This is a genomic window from Vibrio campbellii CAIM 519 = NBRC 15631 = ATCC 25920 (assembly GCF_002163755.1).
Lineage (GTDB): Bacteria > Pseudomonadota > Gammaproteobacteria > Enterobacterales > Vibrionaceae > Vibrio > Vibrio campbellii.
Genome location: NZ_CP015863.1, coordinates 1,879,714 through 1,897,528 on the forward strand (window position 1 = coordinate 1,879,714; position 17,815 = coordinate 1,897,528).

Sequence of the window (17,815 nt, forward strand, 5' to 3'; positions counted from 1 at the left end):
ATTATTTTCATGTAAACCAAGCTAACTAAATTCATTCTGATATAGTTTCATTAGAAATGTATCTTTCTTTTATCCCAACCTCACAACCTATAAACGATGTTCCAGACAGCTCTACATTTAAATAATATAGCTCTGGTTGACTCATCGCTTGTTGAAACACATCAATACATCTATTAAACCGCTCTGGCTTAGCATAGGGGCTTTCTTGCCATTCTATGCGAATTCTCTGATTCGTATACTTTTCCAACCCGCTAAGACTATGCTCGTTAGCACTTATCTTGTAGGCTGTGACTTGCTCGAAAAAAAAGATTTCATTAGCAAAACATGTATTAGTTGACAGTAAAGCTAATAATAATGATTTATTTTTCATTATAAATTTACTCTTGGGAGATTTAAATTAAAAACGTAGACATTAAATATAAAATTCATCAGACCATAAACATGTGGAAATGTAATTTCCTCTAATTATAAAAAACAATGAATTTAAATAGTAGTATTTTTAGAAAGAATAACTTAAACATCTATTTTTAACTTATGCTACTGAAAAAAAGATTGAATTACTGGTACTACCAACAAATCTGACAATGATCATATTTAACGTAGTTAGTAATTACAATTAAAACTAAAGTTCCAATTATCAATAGAATACTGGTGCGACATAAATAAAGTGATGTTTTTATCATTAAAATACCTCCTCTCTTTAAATTATTGTATTTCACCATCCCCTAATGGATTAGGTGTATTAACTTACTGTTATCATCAACATTCACTTTGTAAGAACGCCTTATGCTTTATTGAATTACTCGATTTATAAATCAATCGTATTTTGATAATATTTCCTATTCTCATCCAAACGAACGATATGGAGAATGGTTTTGGGGCTAGATACTGCTTACATCCCTGTTGCAGAAGAGGACATAAAGTACTTCGTTGAAGACGTTTGTAACAACCCTGATTTGGTTGAACAAAGAGTGAATCAACTCACGCCTTCTGAGCAAGAAAGAAAGTTTCTCACTCATACGCTGTATAAAAACCTCTTAGCTCAGACTGAAAACGACACATTCGACAGTCATTTTGGCTTTACCTCATGCTGTATTTTGGCGTATCTGTCTCCCTACTATTATGACAGAGGACAATCACTAGGAAGATTGGCATATGACTTCGGCGGTGAACAATCAGAGCACTTATTTTCGCTATTGAATTGTTTTCAAACCTTCTTTTCGACCGTGCCTCACTGCGGTGATTCAGGCGGCCCAAACTACTGCTCCGGCTACTACATAAGTAAAGAAAACATAACCCCGCTGCACGACGCGCTCATGCAATTAGATCGCGCTGTCGGCCCTTTGTTTGAAGAAGACAGTGGCCTTATTAAAGCACTCAAATACGCACAAAAGCATCAGACAGGCTTGCTTGAAGCCTTCGACATACAAGTCCCATTCAGTGGCGATTTTTTCACGAGTCGTTTCAACTTGCGAGCTTGGTATCTTGACAACTTGGATGATGAAAGGATTGAAAAAGAGTGTATAGACACATCATTCACTATTGGCTTTCCTGTACCGTCTTCCAGCATTATCGACATGTTTGATACCGGACCTTTTATATTTGACTGGGTCCGCTCTGAAAATCTGTTACCCATCTTTGAAAATGATCCTGATCCCAAGAAAGAACGAGCGGTCAGCGGCCAAGTGGAGATCAGACTGATTTTTGAAGAAACGACACCACTGGTTGTAGTGCGAACGACACAAAATACACTGCTGCATGACCCAGAAAACTATGTTGAGAAAATAAGGCTGTCGTTTGAAAAGTACCTTACACAGAATGGGCTAGAGGCGAACTTTTTTGTCTCACTTCATGACTCCGAAAGCATACCAAAAGAGATCAAGTCGCCATCTGATATTGAGGTACGTTATTTTTCAAAACCAAGCTTTATCTTTAGTAGGCACCAATGGCTGTTCACTTTAGATGACGAGAAGTTAGCCATGGAGTTTGGATATTCAGGCCGTATGGTGTTGTCCTTAAATGGGGAAAAGATCGATGAGTATCGACTATCGGATAAAGACATCCATAGAACGGTTTATTTCGCTGGGGGGCATTGGTACACCATTAGTGTAGATGCCACACAGTATCGTAATGGTGACTTAGATTTAAAGATTTACAAGGGTGTCCAACCAAAAGCGGAATTTAAGTGTTTCAAAGGCGCAGAGCAATATCCGCTATCTAAAAACCTCGTTTTGATGGCTGGTGAGATGGCGACGATTTTTCTTACCCTCATGACGCTGGCCGCTCGCAAACCAATTCTTATTCCTCCACTACTTTTAATCGGTTTTCTGATGTTTAAGTACAATCAACGTCATCATTACTTTCTTAAGCCCAGTTACGAGTTAGAGGAAGATTCCCAACCGTAAACTTAAAAAGCCCACCGCGCGGTGGGCTTTGATTTATTTACTTGAATAAATTTTCGAATTTCAATAACAGAAAACCTATTAATCCGTTGTATTTAAAATCTAACCCTTAATCTTACACATCTCATGCGAAGGCGTAGCTTTGCATTTACTACTAAAATACCCTTCAGAAGACCTACTCATGGAACCAGCATACGTAATACATGTAGCACATAGCGATAAAAATATAATTGTTTTCATTATATATCCTAGGACTTAAATTTATTTCTCATTTTTAATTGATGATACGAGTCACTTCGTAATTTCCATCTCGGTAAATTACGGCAAAGTTACTGAAAGATGTCCCAGTGGAAGTGTAAGGTTTAGCGGTTACGTTCCCATCAGCCGTAGCAACCGTTGCCGTCACTTTAGTAACTAAACAAAGGCCTCTTTCATCATCGGTCCATTTTTGACCCGCATTTGCAACATAAGTGCTTTGTAAACAAACAGCAAAATCAACTCGTCCCGACACATGAAACTGAGTCGAATTAGCAACGGTTACAAATGGGTACCCCCAACTGTCCGTGTTCTCATCGTAAGATAGGTTACCTTCTTCAGCAGACATGGCATTTGCAGACATAAGCAATGAAAACACTGATAATAGAGACAACATTTTTCTATTCATAATAAACTTCTTCACGTGTGTAAATTAAAACTAACTTATTAATAAATTTCGCCGACTTCCTCTGGCGTAATCTTATTTACATTATACTTCTATTAATTAAAACACTTGTAAAATTGAAACCGATATATCTTCAAACACCTCCAATGGAATAAATAAAAATACGTAAAATTTAACTTTTCCGTAGTTGCCAATCTTACGAAGTTTTTATCATGAACATAACTACTGACCTAATAGTCACTCGTTAATTAAAAAAATTTAAAAAGTAAATATAATGAAACTCATGATTTCTAGTGGTTTTAATGACAGATGTAATTTGATGAGTAACTGAGGGGAAAATCGACACAGATAAATTTAAAGGTAGCGGTTTCTATCAGCAATCTAGACTTATAGCTCTAAAATATGTGGTGCGTTTTGTCGTTATTTTTTGAGTGCTGCTTGGAACAAAGCTGCTGAGGTTTGAGGTCTAGGGGACTCAGGGAGCCCCCTACGTGATTGCTACAAGTAATAATCACTTCACATCCACGCTCAATGTTACGCCGGAAAACGCCGAATACGCGCTGATAAGAATGTAGAGGTCTTGCGATTCCATTCGCGCTTCACAACTCTCGTTGCTGTTGGCACGATAAGGTCGACAATCGTACGTTGATTTATCCGGTCGGCTCCCGGAAAGCGTATACAAATCCGCATCCCCCGCCCCACCAGACATCGACACAACGACGTCTTGTGTTCTTTCAGAAGCGGGTAAAACAAAGATCAATTGGCCATTTTTAGGCTGCTGTAAATCACCGATCACGTCACCAATGGAGATTGTTGGGTAATCCGATGTTGGAGGCTGTTTACCCATTTTACCTTGAGGCAATTGCCCTCCAAAAACTGGCGCAATTTCTGGCCAAATTCGTTCCATCTTAACCCCTTGGTTTTCACAACCTCCATAGTGGTGAAGTGCGACAACCTGATGGCTATCCGAGAGAAGAACCGGGGAGCCAGAAGACCCACCAATCGTGTCACAGAAATAACCGGTATCCGTCCCGGTGCCACGGCCGTTTGCACTCGCGACATCGATCTGACAAAGCCCTGAACCATTCTTGTCACTCTCTATCGCAATCTCTTTTGGATTACCTGCACCATGTTGTGGGATATAAATACCTGAACCGTATACAGGAGGTGTATCCGTTAGTCCTAGATAACCAAACTGGGCAATGGTGTCGAAGTTGGTCACATTAAACAGAGAGTAATCAAGCGTGTAGTCAGTCTTAATCAGCTCATTACCCATGACTTTTACCACGTCATCTAAACTGCCATTACACGTCATACGTTGGTAGTTGAACCACACTTCTGTATTGCGCAACTTACCTGGCGTTGAAACGCAGTGGTTATTTGTCATCAGATGGTTTTCTGGTCCCACTCGCCAAGCTGTACAAAGACTTCGGCCATCGATGAGCAATCGCGCGACGGCATGACTCCAACCAAACTCTGTCGGATGGCTTTCTTCCCAACAAGCAGCATCGCGTCGCTCATTAACACCGCAGGTAGAAAGCGTACCTACTTGTTGCAACTTTTCTTCACTGTAGCCTGCCGTGTAGTAATCAATGGCGAGACTGCCAGACTCAGAAGCACGATACCATTCAATAGTGACAGCGTCACCAGAAATGGAACGTGCGAAAAAGGGCTCATTACTACCTTCGTGAAAAGTCACCTTCTCTGCTGAGTTATCAGAGCTCAATGTAACGGAATCACCAACGCCAAGATTGAATTGGGAGAAATGGACTTTGATAAAGCTCGCACCTGAATGATGGAGCTGATATTTGACGGTGTCGTGGTTCTCTTCTGTATTGGTAAATGTATAGGCATGTTCAATTTTGTCCGCCACTTGAATCAATTTTTCCTGAGAAGTCGCCAGCGAAGAAAAGAGCAGCGTCGCTAAGAACAAACCAACCTGTATCCTTGGTATTTTCATGATATTTGTCTCTTTAAGAAGTGCGAATCTGAGCCGCTCAAGTGACTTCAGGTGAAGGAACTCACTGAAAGTACAAGCATTCGTCGAGGGAAACGATGGAAGTTCATCGGGAACCAGCAACTCAGAATTATTTGGGATTGAGAGATAAAGCCCACCCGAAAGTGGGCTTAGTGATGAGCGTTAGTAGTTCGCCTGAATCGTCATACCGCTGTAGCTAGAGTATGCATGAATCATGATGTGGTAACGTCCACTTTGAGGCGCCGTCACAGTACATGTTTCGTTGTTGCCGTATTTATATGGTCGGCAATCCCAGCTGCTGCGTGTTGGTTTCGAACCAAAGCGAACGTAGAGGTCAGCATCCCCACTACCACCAATGGTTTGCACAGTTAGACGTTGGCCAGCCTCTAGGTCAGCATAGAAATAGTCCATCGCACCTGTTGCGCCGCTCAAGCCATTCACTGGAACACCAGAGGTTAGCTTGCCTTCTGGATCTGGCGTTGGATTTGGACCACCACAATCTTGACCACAGTCAGAATCCGCCAAGCTATAGAGCAGCTTGTTTACGCTTCCGCGAGTGTCTGTGACTTTGCCATTGGATGCTCGTTCAGCAATCAGTGCCTCTAGCTGGCTTGGTGATAATGCACTGTTTTCTTGAAGATATAGCGCTGCGACACCGGCTACATGTGGCGTTGCCATTGAGGTGCCACTGATGGTTTTGTAGCCACCATCATACCAAGCAGATTTGATTTGCGAGCCCGGTGCAAACACATCGACACAGTTACCCCAGTTTGAAAAGTTCGAACGTGAATCTGAGCTCGTTGTGGAGCCAACGGTCACGCCAGAAGGAACGCGAGCTGGTGAATAGTTACAAGCATCCGCATTAGAGTTGCCAGCTGCGAGCAGGAAGCTCACCCCTGATTGAATCGCACTTTGTACTGCGCTATCCAACGCTGTGGATTGTCCGCCTCCCAAACTCATGTTGGCAACAGAAGGCCCGGAAGCGTTAGCAGCCACCCAGTCCACCCCGGCAATGACACCGGATGTCGAACCAGAGCCAGAACAGCTAAGTACTCTTACACCAACAATATTCACGTTCTTTGCCACACCATACTGGCTGCCGCCAATGGTGCCGGCAACGTGCGTACCGTGTCCGTTACAGTCACTTGAGTCTGAATCGTTATCGACAAAGTCGTAACCAGAAACAGAACGCCCACCAAACTCGACGTGTGAATTGTTCACACCGGTATCGATGACATAAGCCGTTACCCCTGTACCATCAAAGTTGGTGTTGTAGTTACTATCAAGAGGTAGGCTGCGCTGATCAATTCGATCAAGACCCCAAATCGCATTGCTTTGGTTTGCTTCTACCGAGACTATCGGTTCGAGCGTTAGCATTTTATCTTGTTCGATGTAGTCTACTCGGGGATCAGAGCGTAACTCATCGAGTTGGTTTGCATTCAATGTTGCCACAAAGCCACTGATGGATCGGTCAAATATGGACTCCGCCTGTATCGAATATAAACTGGACATACTGTCCACCGATTGTTTCGTGGACTGTTGAAAATCTGGAGAGTCGCTCGGCATCATTTGCGGCTGTTTAAAGACCACGATATAACGATCCGCGATGGCGACATCGTCCGGAGCGAGCATCAGCGCTGCAGGGGCTTGTTGTAAATCAGAAGCACCTGGCAGATCCGTTGATTGAGAGTAAACGAAAGCAGAATGAAAACAGATTGCCGAGGTTATACAACAAGTAAGTAGTTTCTTTGACATAAAATGTTCCTTGAAATCATAGTGTTGTTGATTTTTACCTAGTACCAAACTGTCAACACGAAAACACAGACAATCAGCGTAATACGCTCAATACGTGCTGCAGTGACGTTACACAATTCAACCTAGAACAATGCGCAACCGGATGCGTAATTGATAATAATTCGTATACTCAGAAACATGACCAATTCCAAACCTTTCTTGAAATTGAAATGTAATGATTAACTCAGAGTTAGAGCAAACTCCCTAAAATGGAATAATTCTAAACATCGGACTTGTTGGCTGTTATATGTCCTCTACCAACGTCCTATTTGGGCGATAAAATCTCCACTTTTTCTCCAATCTAGAGACTCCATCTCTCAAATTCCTTTGGTTGCACTGCGTGTCACAGTAGTCCTCTCGCCGGTGGGCAAATGTACCAAAAAATGGGCTTAGTGAAGCCGTTTGCAACAGACAATCCAGATGTGGGACGCAAGGCGATCACGGGTAATGACTTCGATAAATTTGTGTTTAAAGTACCAACACTGCGTAATGTCGAACTCACCTACCCGTACTTCCACGATGGCTCGGTTTAGGATTTAGAAGAAGCCGTAACAATGATGGCTGACCTTCAACTTGGCCAGAAGCTAACGAAAGAGGAATCTGGAAAAATCACTGAGTTCTTACGCTCGTTAACCGGTGACTAACCAGAGGTAACACTGCCTCATCTTCCACCTTCAACCAACGAGACGGCACGTCCAAATATCTAACTCGGTCGTTCATGAATAACAAAGGAGCCATGGTTGGCTCCTTTACTGCTTATCAAGCCGCTTTAATACAGTTTCATCTGTTGAATATATGACTTTTTCAGTCTCAGCCTCTTGCTGTTATTCCGAGCAATGGCATACCACTCCATATGCACTAACCCGGCTTTTATTAAGAAATACAATGTAATTAAATTTCTTGGACGAACTTATAGTAAGATATTGATTAGTAGCGTTAAGTGAGAGGTCTAAGGATAGATCGAGATGGGATTCAAAACCGTTCAAACACAATCACATTATGTCGATGGCATACTCGTAACAGCAGAATACCACCGCCTGTCGACGAGGTTTACCTTGCGAATTGGAGAAGAGATCCTCTATTCAAAACGGCTTTTTATTATCGCATTTAGAAACGCTCCAATTACCGTTAACAACCAGTGTTATCGTGTTAGGGTCATTTGGTGCTTAATTTGGCGAGCAAGGTTAACGAAAGACGACACTTTTGTGATAGAAGAACTAATTGATAAACGACGTTCTAAGTCATTATTTACTCTTGTATTCTCCACTATCATGCGAAGTTTAAAATATGTATTCAGCTAAGCAGTTTCAAATAGCGATTAAGCAACATTCATCTCTTTACTGATAAGATTGACGCGCGCATCGGCAATGATCTCCATCAGTTCATAACTGACATTGTCCACTTTTCCAACCATGGTTTGATCAAACAAGTGCAGCGCAAATACCTTCTGTTTCGTACTAGCTGAAACGTTTTGAACCAGAAGAAAATCGCTGGCCACCGATGGTTTTATACGAAGAATTCAGAAAAGAAAACGGCACGTCGAGACGTGCCGTTTTTTGTTAGTTTTGAAGGAGGATTAAATTACGCCTTCGCTTTCTTCATTGATTTTGATGCTGGGCGAGGCTCATCCATCAAACCTTTCACTAGAGATACCGTTGCAACCAACAATACGATAGTGAATGGCAGACCAGTTGTTACCGCCATCGCTTGTGCAGCCGCGAGACCACCACCAAGCATTAGCGCAATTGCAACTAAGCCTTCAAATGTACACCAGAATACACGTTGAGGTGTTGGTGCATCTACTTTACCACCCGCGGCAATCGTATCGATCACAAGCGAACCAGAGTCCGCTGATGTGATAAAGAACACCACAACCAGAATAATACCCACGATAGACGTGATCTGAGACAGTGGCATCACATCTAGCATCGCGAACAGTTTAAGTGGAAGCTCTGCGTCAAATACCGCTTGGTAACCATCGTTCACGTATTGGCTGATCGCCGTACCACCGAATGCCGTCATCCATAGGACACAGACGGTTGATGGGATCAGGATAACACACACGATGAACTCACGAACTGAGCGGCCACGAGATACGCGCGCAATAAACATACCGACGAATGGTGACCATGAAATCCACCACGCCCAGTAGAATGCCGTCCAGCCTTGAGAGTAGTTCACGTCTTCACGGCCGAATGGCATTGAAAGCGCAGGAACATTCGCAAGGTATGACATGATGTTCTCGAAGAAACCAGTCATGATAGCGACTGTCGGACCCACGATGATCACGAACAATAGCAATAGTGCCGCTAAGCCCATGTTGATTTCAGACAAACGTTTTACACCACTATCCAAACCAGCGACTACCGAAATCAAAGCAAGTGCTGTGATGATTACGATAAGCACAACTTGCGTTGTCTCTGTCATCGGAATACCGAACAGGAAGTTTAGACCTGTAGCTGCTTGTGATGCGCCGTAACCAAGAGAAGTCGCAAGACCAAATACCGTCGCGACTACCGCTAAGATATCAATAATGTGGCCAACCCAACCCCAAACTCGCTCGCCAAAAAGAGGATAGAAAATAGAACGCATCGTTAGAGGTAGGCCTTTGTTGAACGAGAAGATCGCCAAGCCAAGTGCCAATAGTGCGTAGATTGACCAAGGGTGAAGTGCCCAGTGGTAAATCGTTGCTGCCATACCCAGTGCAGATGCCGCTGATGTATCATCCTCTGCTGCGCCTAGTGGAGCCCAGTCAGTACGAACACCATTCTCAACGTTCACACCGCCAAGAGCAGCACTGAAGTGAGACATAGGTTCAGATACGCCGAAAAATACCAGACCGATACCCATACCAGCAGCGAATAGCATCGCTAACCAGCCTGCGTAAGTGTAGTCCGGTGTTGCTTCTGTACCGCCGATACGAACGCGACCAAGTGGCGTTACGATCAGGATCAAACACACCACGACAAACACGTTGCCTGCAGATAGGAAGAACCAATCAAGATTCGACACTAGCCAACCACGCAAACCCGCAAAAAACGGTTCTACTTGTTGTCTGAATGTCAGTGTTAACACTACGAACAGGATGATCGACATACCTGAAATAGCAAACACACGGTTGTGAATATCAAGTCCAAAAGGACCTACTTTTAACGCGACGTTGTCCTGACCAATCTGGTAATCAGTATCGATCGGGTTCACCTTACCCTCGGGGCGTTGTATACCGCCATTGTTGTCGGTGCTCACGATTTATCTCCTCAAAACGTGGCTATATTTAAGTTCAAATTAAGCTTGATGTAGGAAGCCGAGTAATGGCTCTCTTGTGTCACTTATTGCAAAGCTTATGTGCGATCGTTGTGTCGCTCTTAGAAGGGTTGCTCTACTTTATAATTTTACCTTCAACCGTCCTGATATCGCATTGCATTTTGTTATCAGGACGACCAATAAAATTTATCGCCAATGCATTAACGAGACTAATAACTCACTGCCAAATCACAGACAACGGCATGTCACCGTCAAAGTGGTATTGGAACTGCGCCTGTAACAACTCAGCGGTAGCGAGAGCGTCGGTCAGCGCATGGTGTGGCTGATAAGCAGGCAAATGGTAACGCTCACGCGCATGGCCGAGTCGCACTGAGCCTGGCTTTTTACCTTTGAGCTTGTTCAACCAACCTTCACACTCTCGACGCTGAATGGCGTATTCGATGTCCAACGTATCAACGACTGGAAATTGAATCCCCTCACCCAGGCTGTTTAACAACGCGTTATTAAAGAATTGACGCTCGATGCTCTTGTAGTGCACCACCACAATCTTTCCGGCTAACTCATCAAGAATGGCTTCCAGAATTTGCTCAAGTTGCGGTGCATTCTTCACTTCAGAATCGGTAATACCGTGAATCACGACAGACTCTTCATTCAGTTCTCGATTTGGATTCACCACCCAATGGCGAGATCCGCTGCACTGCACTCGCCCTAGCGTAAATGGCACCAAACCTATGGTGAGAATGGCATCTTGCTCGGCGTTTAAACCCGTGGTCTCGAAATCGACGGAGACAAACGGTACCTCTTTTAATGGCGTATCACCATTCACAATAGGCGCAGAGTAATAGCGTTTTAATCGAGTATCTTTCGCTTGCTCGGCAAGTTGCTTAAAGTAGATCGGCCAATCGGGTGTCTGGCTGGTATCAAGCAAATCGAGACTGTCTTGCTTTAGTTCCGAAAACCACATCATTTGCCACTTCTCTGGTAACGGAACTTAATGTAGTTCTGAGCATTGCTTAGGATTTGGAATGCGGCTTTTAAGTTACGGCGTTCAAACTCCGACATTTCTTCTGGCTCGATGTTGTTATCCGGCTCTTCCCCATTTTCGATATCCAACGCTTGATGTCGGATTCGCACCATGTAGATCAGCTCCATCGCATCTTTTAAGTCCATGACGCGCCCCTTCGGTAAGATTCCTGCATTGTTGATATCATCTAGACGTTCAAACGAGTTTTGCGAGCGAGAGCCAATCGCCAAAGCGTGGACCCGAATCAGATCCGCCATTGGTGCGGTACCGCGACGCTTCAAGTTAATGGAATTGCGATGACGACCGTCTTTCTCCATCACGAAGTCTTTAAAGAAACCAAGTGGCGGCGTGCGACGAATCGCGTTGTAAGCCATACAAGCTAAGAAGCGGCTATTTTTCTTTGCGCGGCGGACAATGAATCCACTCAACTGCTCTGCCCATTTTACGCGTCCATGTACACCAAGTAAGTCGAAGAATATATTGCTGTGCAGAAGTCGCTCTGGCGTTGGATCATCAATCCAGTTCGCAAAGCATTCTTCCCATTCGGAGCGCGTTTTACGCCACTCTGGGTTAGTCGCCATGATATCGCCAGTACAGTAGGTGTAACCGCACTCCGCTAATCCATCACAAATGAACTTCGCAAACTGAGCAAAATACTCACCATGCAGTGCTGGTTCGTAGCTGTTATCCAGAATCAGTGCGTTGTCTTGGTCTGTGACGATAAGCTGTTCATCACGCGCCATGGAGCCCATCGCCAATAAGCAATAAGGGATTGGCGCGGGACCTAATTCTTGCTCCGCTAACTCTGCCAGTCTCTGTTTAAAACTGCTGCCAATGACCGACATTGCTCGTCCAACCATGTGGGCATTTGCATCTTCACTCACCATTCTCACAAAGCAGTCTTTCACTTGTTTAGAAACCGCTTTGAGATCTTCGACTGAGTTTTGTTGGAAGATAGAGCTCACAAGCAACAAGCTGTTTTGCGACTCATAACGGACGATATCAGTCATGCTAATTACGCCAATTGGCTTTTTGTCTTTAAGAATAGGCAGATGATGGACGTTGTAACGTAGCATTGTCAGCATGGCTTCAAACACGTAAGCGCTGTAATCGAGCGACACAACGTCGTAGCTCATCACTTCACTGACAGGAATATCACTGCCTCTACCCTCAGCTAAAACGCGATCACACAGATCCTTCTCGGTCAAAATACCAAGCAGTTGGTCATCGTCGTCTTCGGTAATGTCTTCTTGCGCACGGACAATCAAAAGCGCAGTAACGCCCTCTTCCGCCATCAAGATCGCCGCTTCACGTACCGTTGCACTGGCTTCAAGTGTCACTGGCTCACGGCTTAAGATCTTGCGCGCTTTCGCAGTAGTAAAGTCATTCCCATCTGAGTGGTTTGATACCGCGGTACGTAGCCTCGCGCTGTCTTCCAACTCCATGAAATCGGCAAAGTTCTCAAACTCGTCACATAGCTCAGTAAAGATCTTCTCTGGAATGCAGTAAACCAAGGTGTCTTCAATCGCTTTGGCTGGCATACGGACACGGTTGTTCATCAACAACCCCATTTGTCCAAACAAGCCACCAGCGTCGATGCGGTTGTACAACTCGCCTTTACGGCGGAAGATTTCTACCACACCACTGCGGATCATGTACAAATCACGAATGTCATCGCCTTTCTTGAGAATGTCTGTCCCTGCGCGGTAATACGCGACTTCGGCATTTATTGCGATGTTTCTCAGGTGCTCTTCCGGTAAGTCATCAAAAGGTGGGTATTGGCTAATGAAATTGAGTACTTCTAATTGCTCGGCTTCCATTGTTTATTCCATGCATTGCCTAAACTAAGGCGATAAATATCACCAAGAAAATAATCACACAATAAATAAATCGAGAGGTTAGATAAAAAGATTTGTAACCATCGAAAAGCGGAATAATGACTGATTATTATTGAAACGAGAGCGTTCAAGTCAGCCAGTTTTCATCTACAAATCGACAGCAAACAAAGCAATACATTCACACAGCAAATGATAAATTCAGAAGCCAAAGCAATCGTTTTCTTGTGATCTAAATTACATATTGAACGCAAGAACAAAAATCCGTATATTGCGCCTGCCTACGCGGCACACCTTACAATGCACAACGCTATCCTGCTTCCACTGGTGCATTGATATTGGTGTTTAACTACATCCATGCAAAACACACCTTCCTCTTTTTCTCGCTTTTTTAAAGAATCGTGCGTATTGGTGCTGAGAACGTTGCGGCGGCGCAGATTGCACTGAACATCTCTAGCATGACGTACATGATCCCAATGAGCCTTTCCTTTGGTATCACGATTCGTGTTGGTCATGAATTAGGTGAACAAAAGCTTGAAACAGCTTCACATCGGAGCGTGGTTGGCATTATTACCGCAGCGCTACTGTCGCTGATTTCAGTCGGTTTCTTCCTGCTGTTCCCAGAATGGATCATTCGTTTGTACACCACAGATCCAGTGGTTTCAGCAACAGCGGCTACTCTGCTGATGTTTACTGCGATGTACCAATTCAGCGACGCGCTACAGACCTCTGCGAACGGCGCTCTGCGTGGCTACAAAGATACTAAGATCCCGATGATTCTGGCGATTCTAGCCTACTGGGGCTTGGCGCTTCGACTGGGTATGTTGTTGGGTATCGCGGATGAAATCGTTCCTGCAATGGGCGAAGAAGGCTTCTGGATTGGTATCGTAACCGGCTTAACTACAGCAGCAATTGCAATGCTGATTCGCTTGACGCTAGTGATTAAGAAATACAATCAAACCGCAGAAGTGAATACGGCTTCGCAACCTGAGTTAGCGATTCAATAGCGACGAGAGCGTTGATCGTTTCAATTAGAAAGGCTCACTATCGCAGTGAGCTTTTTTGTTTTCCAGCTTGCTAGCCTTGTTTACTTACCGTTGAGCCATCACCAGCATCGTTGATTCTGTAGCCAAGTTCGGCAACTTTCTGGCGGATTTCGTCAGCTTGTTGGTATTCCTTCTGCTTTTTCATTTGCAAACGCAACTCTACCAATTCCAAGATCTCGCTAGGGATTTCCTCTTCTTCTACTTTATCAAGCTCCAAACCAAACACACGGTCAAAATAGCGCGCCGTTGCCTTTTTATCTGCATCGTTTAATGCACTTCCAAACAACTCCCACATCAATGCGATCGCTTGTGGCATGGCTAAATCGTTGTTGATGAGTGACATAAAACGCTCAACATACGTTTGGTCGACTTTGCCACCTTCTGGTAGTGCCGACACTTTCGCTTTCAGGCGCTTTAAAGCTGTTTGTGCAGCGTCTAAGCTCTCCCAAGTAAAGCTCAAATGACTGCGATAATGACTGGTCAATACCAAATAACGGTAAGCCAGCGGGTCAAAGCCTTTCTCGATTAAGGCATCAAGGCGAAGTGACGTACCGGACTTAGAGATCTTCTCTTTGTTCAATTGAAGGAAGAAGCCATGCAGCCAGTAATTCGCTTGAACGTGTCCATTCTTTGCTTGGCATTGGGCAATTTCGTTGGTGTGGTGAACTGGGATATGGTCTTCCCCACCAACATGAATATCGAACACTTCCCCAAGGTACTTCTCTGCCATCGCAGAACATTCAATGTGCCACCCTGGAAAGCCAACTCCCCAAGGGCTTTCCCATTCCATTTGTCTTGGTATGTCGCCGCTAAACTTCCAGAGTGCGAAGTCGGTTGGGCTCTTTTTCTCTGCCATTTCGACGCGAATGCCCGCTTCTAAGCCCTCGCGGTCCAGTTTGGCAAGTTTTCCGTAATCTGGAAGCTTGGCCGAATCAAAATAAACGCCATCGGAGGTTTGATAGGTAAAGCCCTTTTGTTCAAGCTCTAGGACGAATTCAATCTGTTCTTGAATGTGCTCGGTAGCCCGACAAATAATGGAAGGCTTAATGATGTTGAGCCTTTTAAGATCATCTAAAAACGCGTCTTCAAAATACTTTGCGATCTCCCAAGCAGACTTGTTCTGTTTTCTCGCGCCCTTCTCCATTTTATCTTCACCGGTATCGGCATCAGACACCAAGTGGCCAACATCCGTGATGTTCATAACGTGGTTTACGTCGTAGCCGTTGAGCTCTAGCGTGCGTCTTAACACATCCACAAAAAGGTAGGTTCTCAAGTTTCCTGCGTGCGCATAGTCGTACACCGTCGGACCACAAGCGTACAAACCAACCTTACCCGTTTCGATGGTATTGAACGGCTCAAGGGTGCGCCCCAGTGTATTGAATAGTTGTAGTTTTGACTGACTCATATTGTTATTCCTTTAAATGCAAAAAGGCCGCGGATGAAAACATCGGCGGCCTTTAATATGTCTGTATGATCTTTTGCTAACTAATAGCTACGCGAAAGCCGCCGCACGTCTTTAGAGGTGCGACAACAACAGTTAGTCGAGATAGAAATAGCTAAATAGTTCATACCCAACACCCTAAATAAGAAATCTTTAGAAATCAACCCTGTGATTATCACGCCTTTCGTGGCGACAAATTGAACTGCGTGTGCCGTATGGCATTACTCTACCTTACAAAGCCGTACCAATCATTACAATTAAGTTTATAAATAAACCTTATATTTTACGTTTGTTTCACGTTTTATTTGATAAAAAACGCTGCATAACGTCTTACACATCAATAAATTAGGAATTGTTTATGAAGAAGCCCGCATTTGGGCCTTTACAGCCTATTGCTGTATTTGCGCTATTTTCGCTCGCTTTTCTCTCTGTTTCGCGAATTTTACTGGCCATTTGGCTCGCTGACCGAATCGAATCTTTTAACGACCTCATCTATATTCTTGGTCAGGGCCTACGCGTAGACTTCGCGACTATCTGTTGGCTGTTCATTCTTCCGGGCTTACTCTCTGCTCTATTGCCCGTACAAGGTAAAATAGGTGCATGTTGGAAACTAGTTCTCCGCTGCTGGATGGTCGCTGGTTTGTGGATCTTGGTTTACATGGAGCTTGCAACTGCCCCATTTATTCAAGAGTATGACCTGCGCCCTAACCGCTTGTTTGTTGAGTACCTAATTTACCCGAAAGAAGTATTCAGTATGCTATGGACCGGTTACAAGTTAGAGCTATTTATTGGTGCACTAGGCACTGCTATCACGCTTTTCCTTGGTTGGAAATGGAGTAAAAAACTCACCGACAATGCTCAGCAAGTAAACTGGAAATGGCGCCCGTTGATTGCAATATTGGTTGTATTGATCGGTGTCGGCGGTGCACGCTCTTCGTTAGGTCACCGTCCTCTTAACCCTGCGATGGTGGCATTTTGTAATGATCCTCTGCTCAATGACTTGGCACTTAACTCCTCTTATTCACTGCTGTTTGCTGTGAATAATATGAAATCCGAGAAAAGCGCTGAGCAGTTTTACGGCAAGATGGACAACCAGAAGATGCTTGAGCTTGTTCGCTCCTCTTCAACTAAGTCTGACTTCGACACTTCATTGCTACCAACGATGAACACCAACAAAGCCACCTATCAAGGTAAACCAAAGAACTTGGTAATTTTGCTTCAGGAAAGTTTAGGTGCTCAGTTTGTTGGTTCACTCGGTGGTCTTCCACTAACACCAAACTTCGATAAGTTAATGGCTGAAGGTTGGCAGTTCACCCAAATGTACGCGACGGGCACACGCTCTGTTCGTGGTATTGAAGCCGTGACAACCGGTTTTCCACCATCGCCTTCTCGCGCCGTTGTGAAACTGAGCAAGAGTCAGACGAACTTCTTTACGATTGCCGATCTTCTTAAAGCAAATGGCTACCACACCGAATTCATTTACGGTGGCGAAGCAAACTTTGACAATATGAAGTCGTTCTTCTTCGGCAATGGTTTCGATCAAATTATTGAAGAGAAACACTATGAGAACCCAGAATTTGTTGGCTCTTGGGGGGTAAGTGATGAAGATCTTTACACCAAAGCAGACCAAGAATTTGAACGTTTGTCTAAAACAGACAAGCCTTTCTTTAGTCTGGTATTCAGTTCGAGCAACCACAGCCCTTACGAATATCCAGAAGGCAAGATCGAACCTTATGATTCTGAATTTATGACACGCAACAACGCAGTTAAGTATTCAGACTATGCGATTGGCACATTCTTTGACAAGGCGAAGAAATCATCTTACTGGGATGACACGATTTTCATTGTCATTGCTGATCACGATGCTCGTGTTTCTGGTGCAAACCTAGTACCGGTGAAACACTTCCACATTCCAGCATTGATCATTGGTAAAGGTGTTGAGCCGCGTAAAGATGACCGCATTGCTAATAACTTAGATATGCCGCCGACCCTCCTTTCGTTGATTGGTGTGGATGCGACATCACCAATGATTGGTCGTGACCTTACCAAGCCTCTCGCGCGTGAAGATGAACGTGCCATGATGCAATACGACAAAAACTTTGGTTACCTAACCCGAGATAATCTTGTTGTATTCTCTCCGGGAGAAAAGGTATCGACGATGCAATACAACTTCGATAACCAAACGATGGAACCTATCGAAGTGGAGCCGGCAATTATCGAGCGAGCGAAAGCCAACGCATTGTTTGCTTCTAAGGCTTATCAAAACAACTGGTATTCTTCCAAGGCGACGAAGTAGATAAAGATAAGGAGCGCACCATGCGCTCCTTTTTCATTGTCACTCCTGACATAACTTGTCATTTCTCTTAGGTA

General features: G+C 44.2%; 10 protein-coding genes and 2 pseudogenes. 4 read left to right on the forward strand and 8 right to left on the reverse strand.

All coding sequences use genetic code 11. The features are described from left to right. Nucleotides 1-31 precede the first annotated feature (31 nt). Nucleotides 32-370 (reverse strand): hypothetical protein, encoded by a 339-nt coding sequence (locus A8140_RS08860; RefSeq protein ID WP_005533002.1) that lies wholly within the window; start codon nt 368-370, stop codon nt 32-34. Between the two features lie 499 nt (nt 371-869). Between A8140_RS08860 and A8140_RS08865 the strand changes: the two genes are divergently transcribed. Continuing rightward, complete coding sequence (locus tag A8140_RS08865; protein ID WP_005533000.1) at nt 870-2,405, forward strand: hypothetical protein; 1,536 nt, start codon at nt 870-872, stop codon at nt 2,403-2,405. Nucleotides 2,406-2,676: 271 nt separating this feature from the next. Here A8140_RS08865 and A8140_RS08870 read toward each other — a convergent pair whose 3' ends face one another. The 3 genes from A8140_RS08870 to A8140_RS08880 form a co-directional block, all read right to left on the reverse strand. Beyond that, the gene (locus A8140_RS08870; RefSeq protein ID WP_038863499.1) at nt 2,677-3,066 is read right to left on the reverse strand and encodes a hypothetical protein; all 390 of its coding nucleotides are present in this window, start codon (nt 3,064-3,066) and stop codon (nt 2,677-2,679) included. Nucleotides 3,067-3,574: 508 nt separating this feature from the next. Further along, the gene (locus tag A8140_RS08875) at nt 3,575-5,023 is read right to left on the reverse strand and encodes a serine protease (RefSeq protein ID WP_033000486.1); all 1,449 of its coding nucleotides are present in this window, start codon (nt 5,021-5,023) and stop codon (nt 3,575-3,577) included. A 180-nt stretch (nt 5,024-5,203) separates the two neighbouring features. Continuing rightward, nucleotides 5,204-6,796, reverse strand: a complete 1,593-nt coding sequence (locus tag A8140_RS08880) for a S8 family peptidase (RefSeq protein WP_005534736.1) — start codon at nt 6,794-6,796, stop codon at nt 5,204-5,206. Between the two features lie 362 nt (nt 6,797-7,158). On the opposite strand from A8140_RS08880, the pseudogene A8140_RS08885 reads away from it, so the two are divergent. Then, nucleotides 7,159-7,542 (forward strand): annotated as a pseudogene (locus A8140_RS08885) (cytochrome-c peroxidase); the annotation flags it as partial. Between the two features lie 874 nt (nt 7,543-8,416). On the opposite strand, the gene A8140_RS08900 reads toward A8140_RS08885, so the two are convergent. The 3 genes from A8140_RS08900 to A8140_RS08910 all read right to left on the reverse strand — a co-directional run bounded on the left by A8140_RS08900 (nt 8,417) and on the right by A8140_RS08910 (nt 12,943). After that, nucleotides 8,417-10,081: a BCCT family transporter gene (locus tag A8140_RS08900; RefSeq protein ID WP_005534732.1), complete on the reverse strand. Its 1,665-nt coding sequence runs from the start codon at nt 10,079-10,081 to the stop codon at nt 8,417-8,419. A gap of 235 nt (nt 10,082-10,316) precedes the next feature. Then, on the reverse strand, nt 10,317-11,066 hold the full coding sequence (locus A8140_RS08905; RefSeq protein WP_005534730.1) for a 3'-5' exonuclease: 750 nt from the start codon (nt 11,064-11,066) through the stop codon (nt 10,317-10,319). After that, complete coding sequence (locus A8140_RS08910) at nt 11,063-12,943, reverse strand: DUF294 nucleotidyltransferase-like domain-containing protein (protein ID WP_005534728.1); 1,881 nt, start codon at nt 12,941-12,943, stop codon at nt 11,063-11,065. Before A8140_RS08910 ends, A8140_RS08905 begins: the two co-directional genes overlap by 4 nt. 413 nt (nt 12,944-13,356) lie before the next feature. Between A8140_RS08910 and A8140_RS08915 the strand changes: the two are divergent. Beyond that, nucleotides 13,357-13,965 (forward strand): annotated as a pseudogene (locus tag A8140_RS08915) (MATE family efflux transporter); the annotation flags it as partial. A gap of 70 nt (nt 13,966-14,035) precedes the next feature. Here the strand turns inward: A8140_RS08915 and cysS are convergent. Beyond that, nucleotides 14,036-15,409 carry a cysteine--tRNA ligase gene (gene cysS / locus A8140_RS08920; RefSeq protein ID WP_005534725.1) on the reverse strand — a complete coding sequence of 458 codons (1,374 nt, stop codon included), beginning with the start codon at nt 15,407-15,409 and terminating at the stop codon, nt 14,036-14,038. 394 nt (nt 15,410-15,803) lie between these two features. On the opposite strand from cysS, the gene A8140_RS08925 reads away from it, so the two are divergent. After that, nucleotides 15,804-17,741, forward strand: coding sequence for an LTA synthase family protein (locus A8140_RS08925; RefSeq protein WP_005534723.1), 1,938 nt, complete (start codon nt 15,804-15,806; stop codon nt 17,739-17,741). Nucleotides 17,742-17,815 lie beyond the last annotated feature (74 nt).

Excerpts from the sequence above, each read along its gene's own strand:
- A8140_RS08860 (WP_005533002.1), bottom strand. The coding sequence starts at position 370 with ATGAAAAATAAATCATTATTATTAGCTTTACTGTCAACTAATACATGT.
- A8140_RS08865 (WP_005533000.1), top strand. The coding sequence starts at position 870 with ATGGTTTTGGGGCTAGATACTGCTTACATCCCTGTTGCAGAAGAGGAC.
- A8140_RS08870 (WP_038863499.1), bottom strand. The coding sequence starts at position 3,066 with ATGAATAGAAAAATGTTGTCTCTATTATCAGTGTTTTCATTGCTTATG.
- A8140_RS08875 (WP_033000486.1), bottom strand. The coding sequence starts at position 5,023 with ATGAAAATACCAAGGATACAGGTTGGTTTGTTCTTAGCGACGCTGCTC.
- A8140_RS08880 (WP_005534736.1), bottom strand. The coding sequence starts at position 6,796 with ATGTCAAAGAAACTACTTACTTGTTGTATAACCTCGGCAATCTGTTTT.
- A8140_RS08905 (WP_005534730.1), bottom strand. The coding sequence starts at position 11,066 with ATGATGTGGTTTTCGGAACTAAAGCAAGACAGTCTCGATTTGCTTGAT.
- A8140_RS08910 (WP_005534728.1), bottom strand. The coding sequence starts at position 12,943 with ATGGAAGCCGAGCAATTAGAAGTACTCAATTTCATTAGCCAATACCCA.
- cysS (WP_005534725.1), bottom strand. The coding sequence starts at position 15,409 with ATGAGTCAGTCAAAACTACAACTATTCAATACACTGGGGCGCACCCTT.
- A8140_RS08925 (WP_005534723.1), top strand. The coding sequence starts at position 15,804 with ATGAAGAAGCCCGCATTTGGGCCTTTACAGCCTATTGCTGTATTTGCG.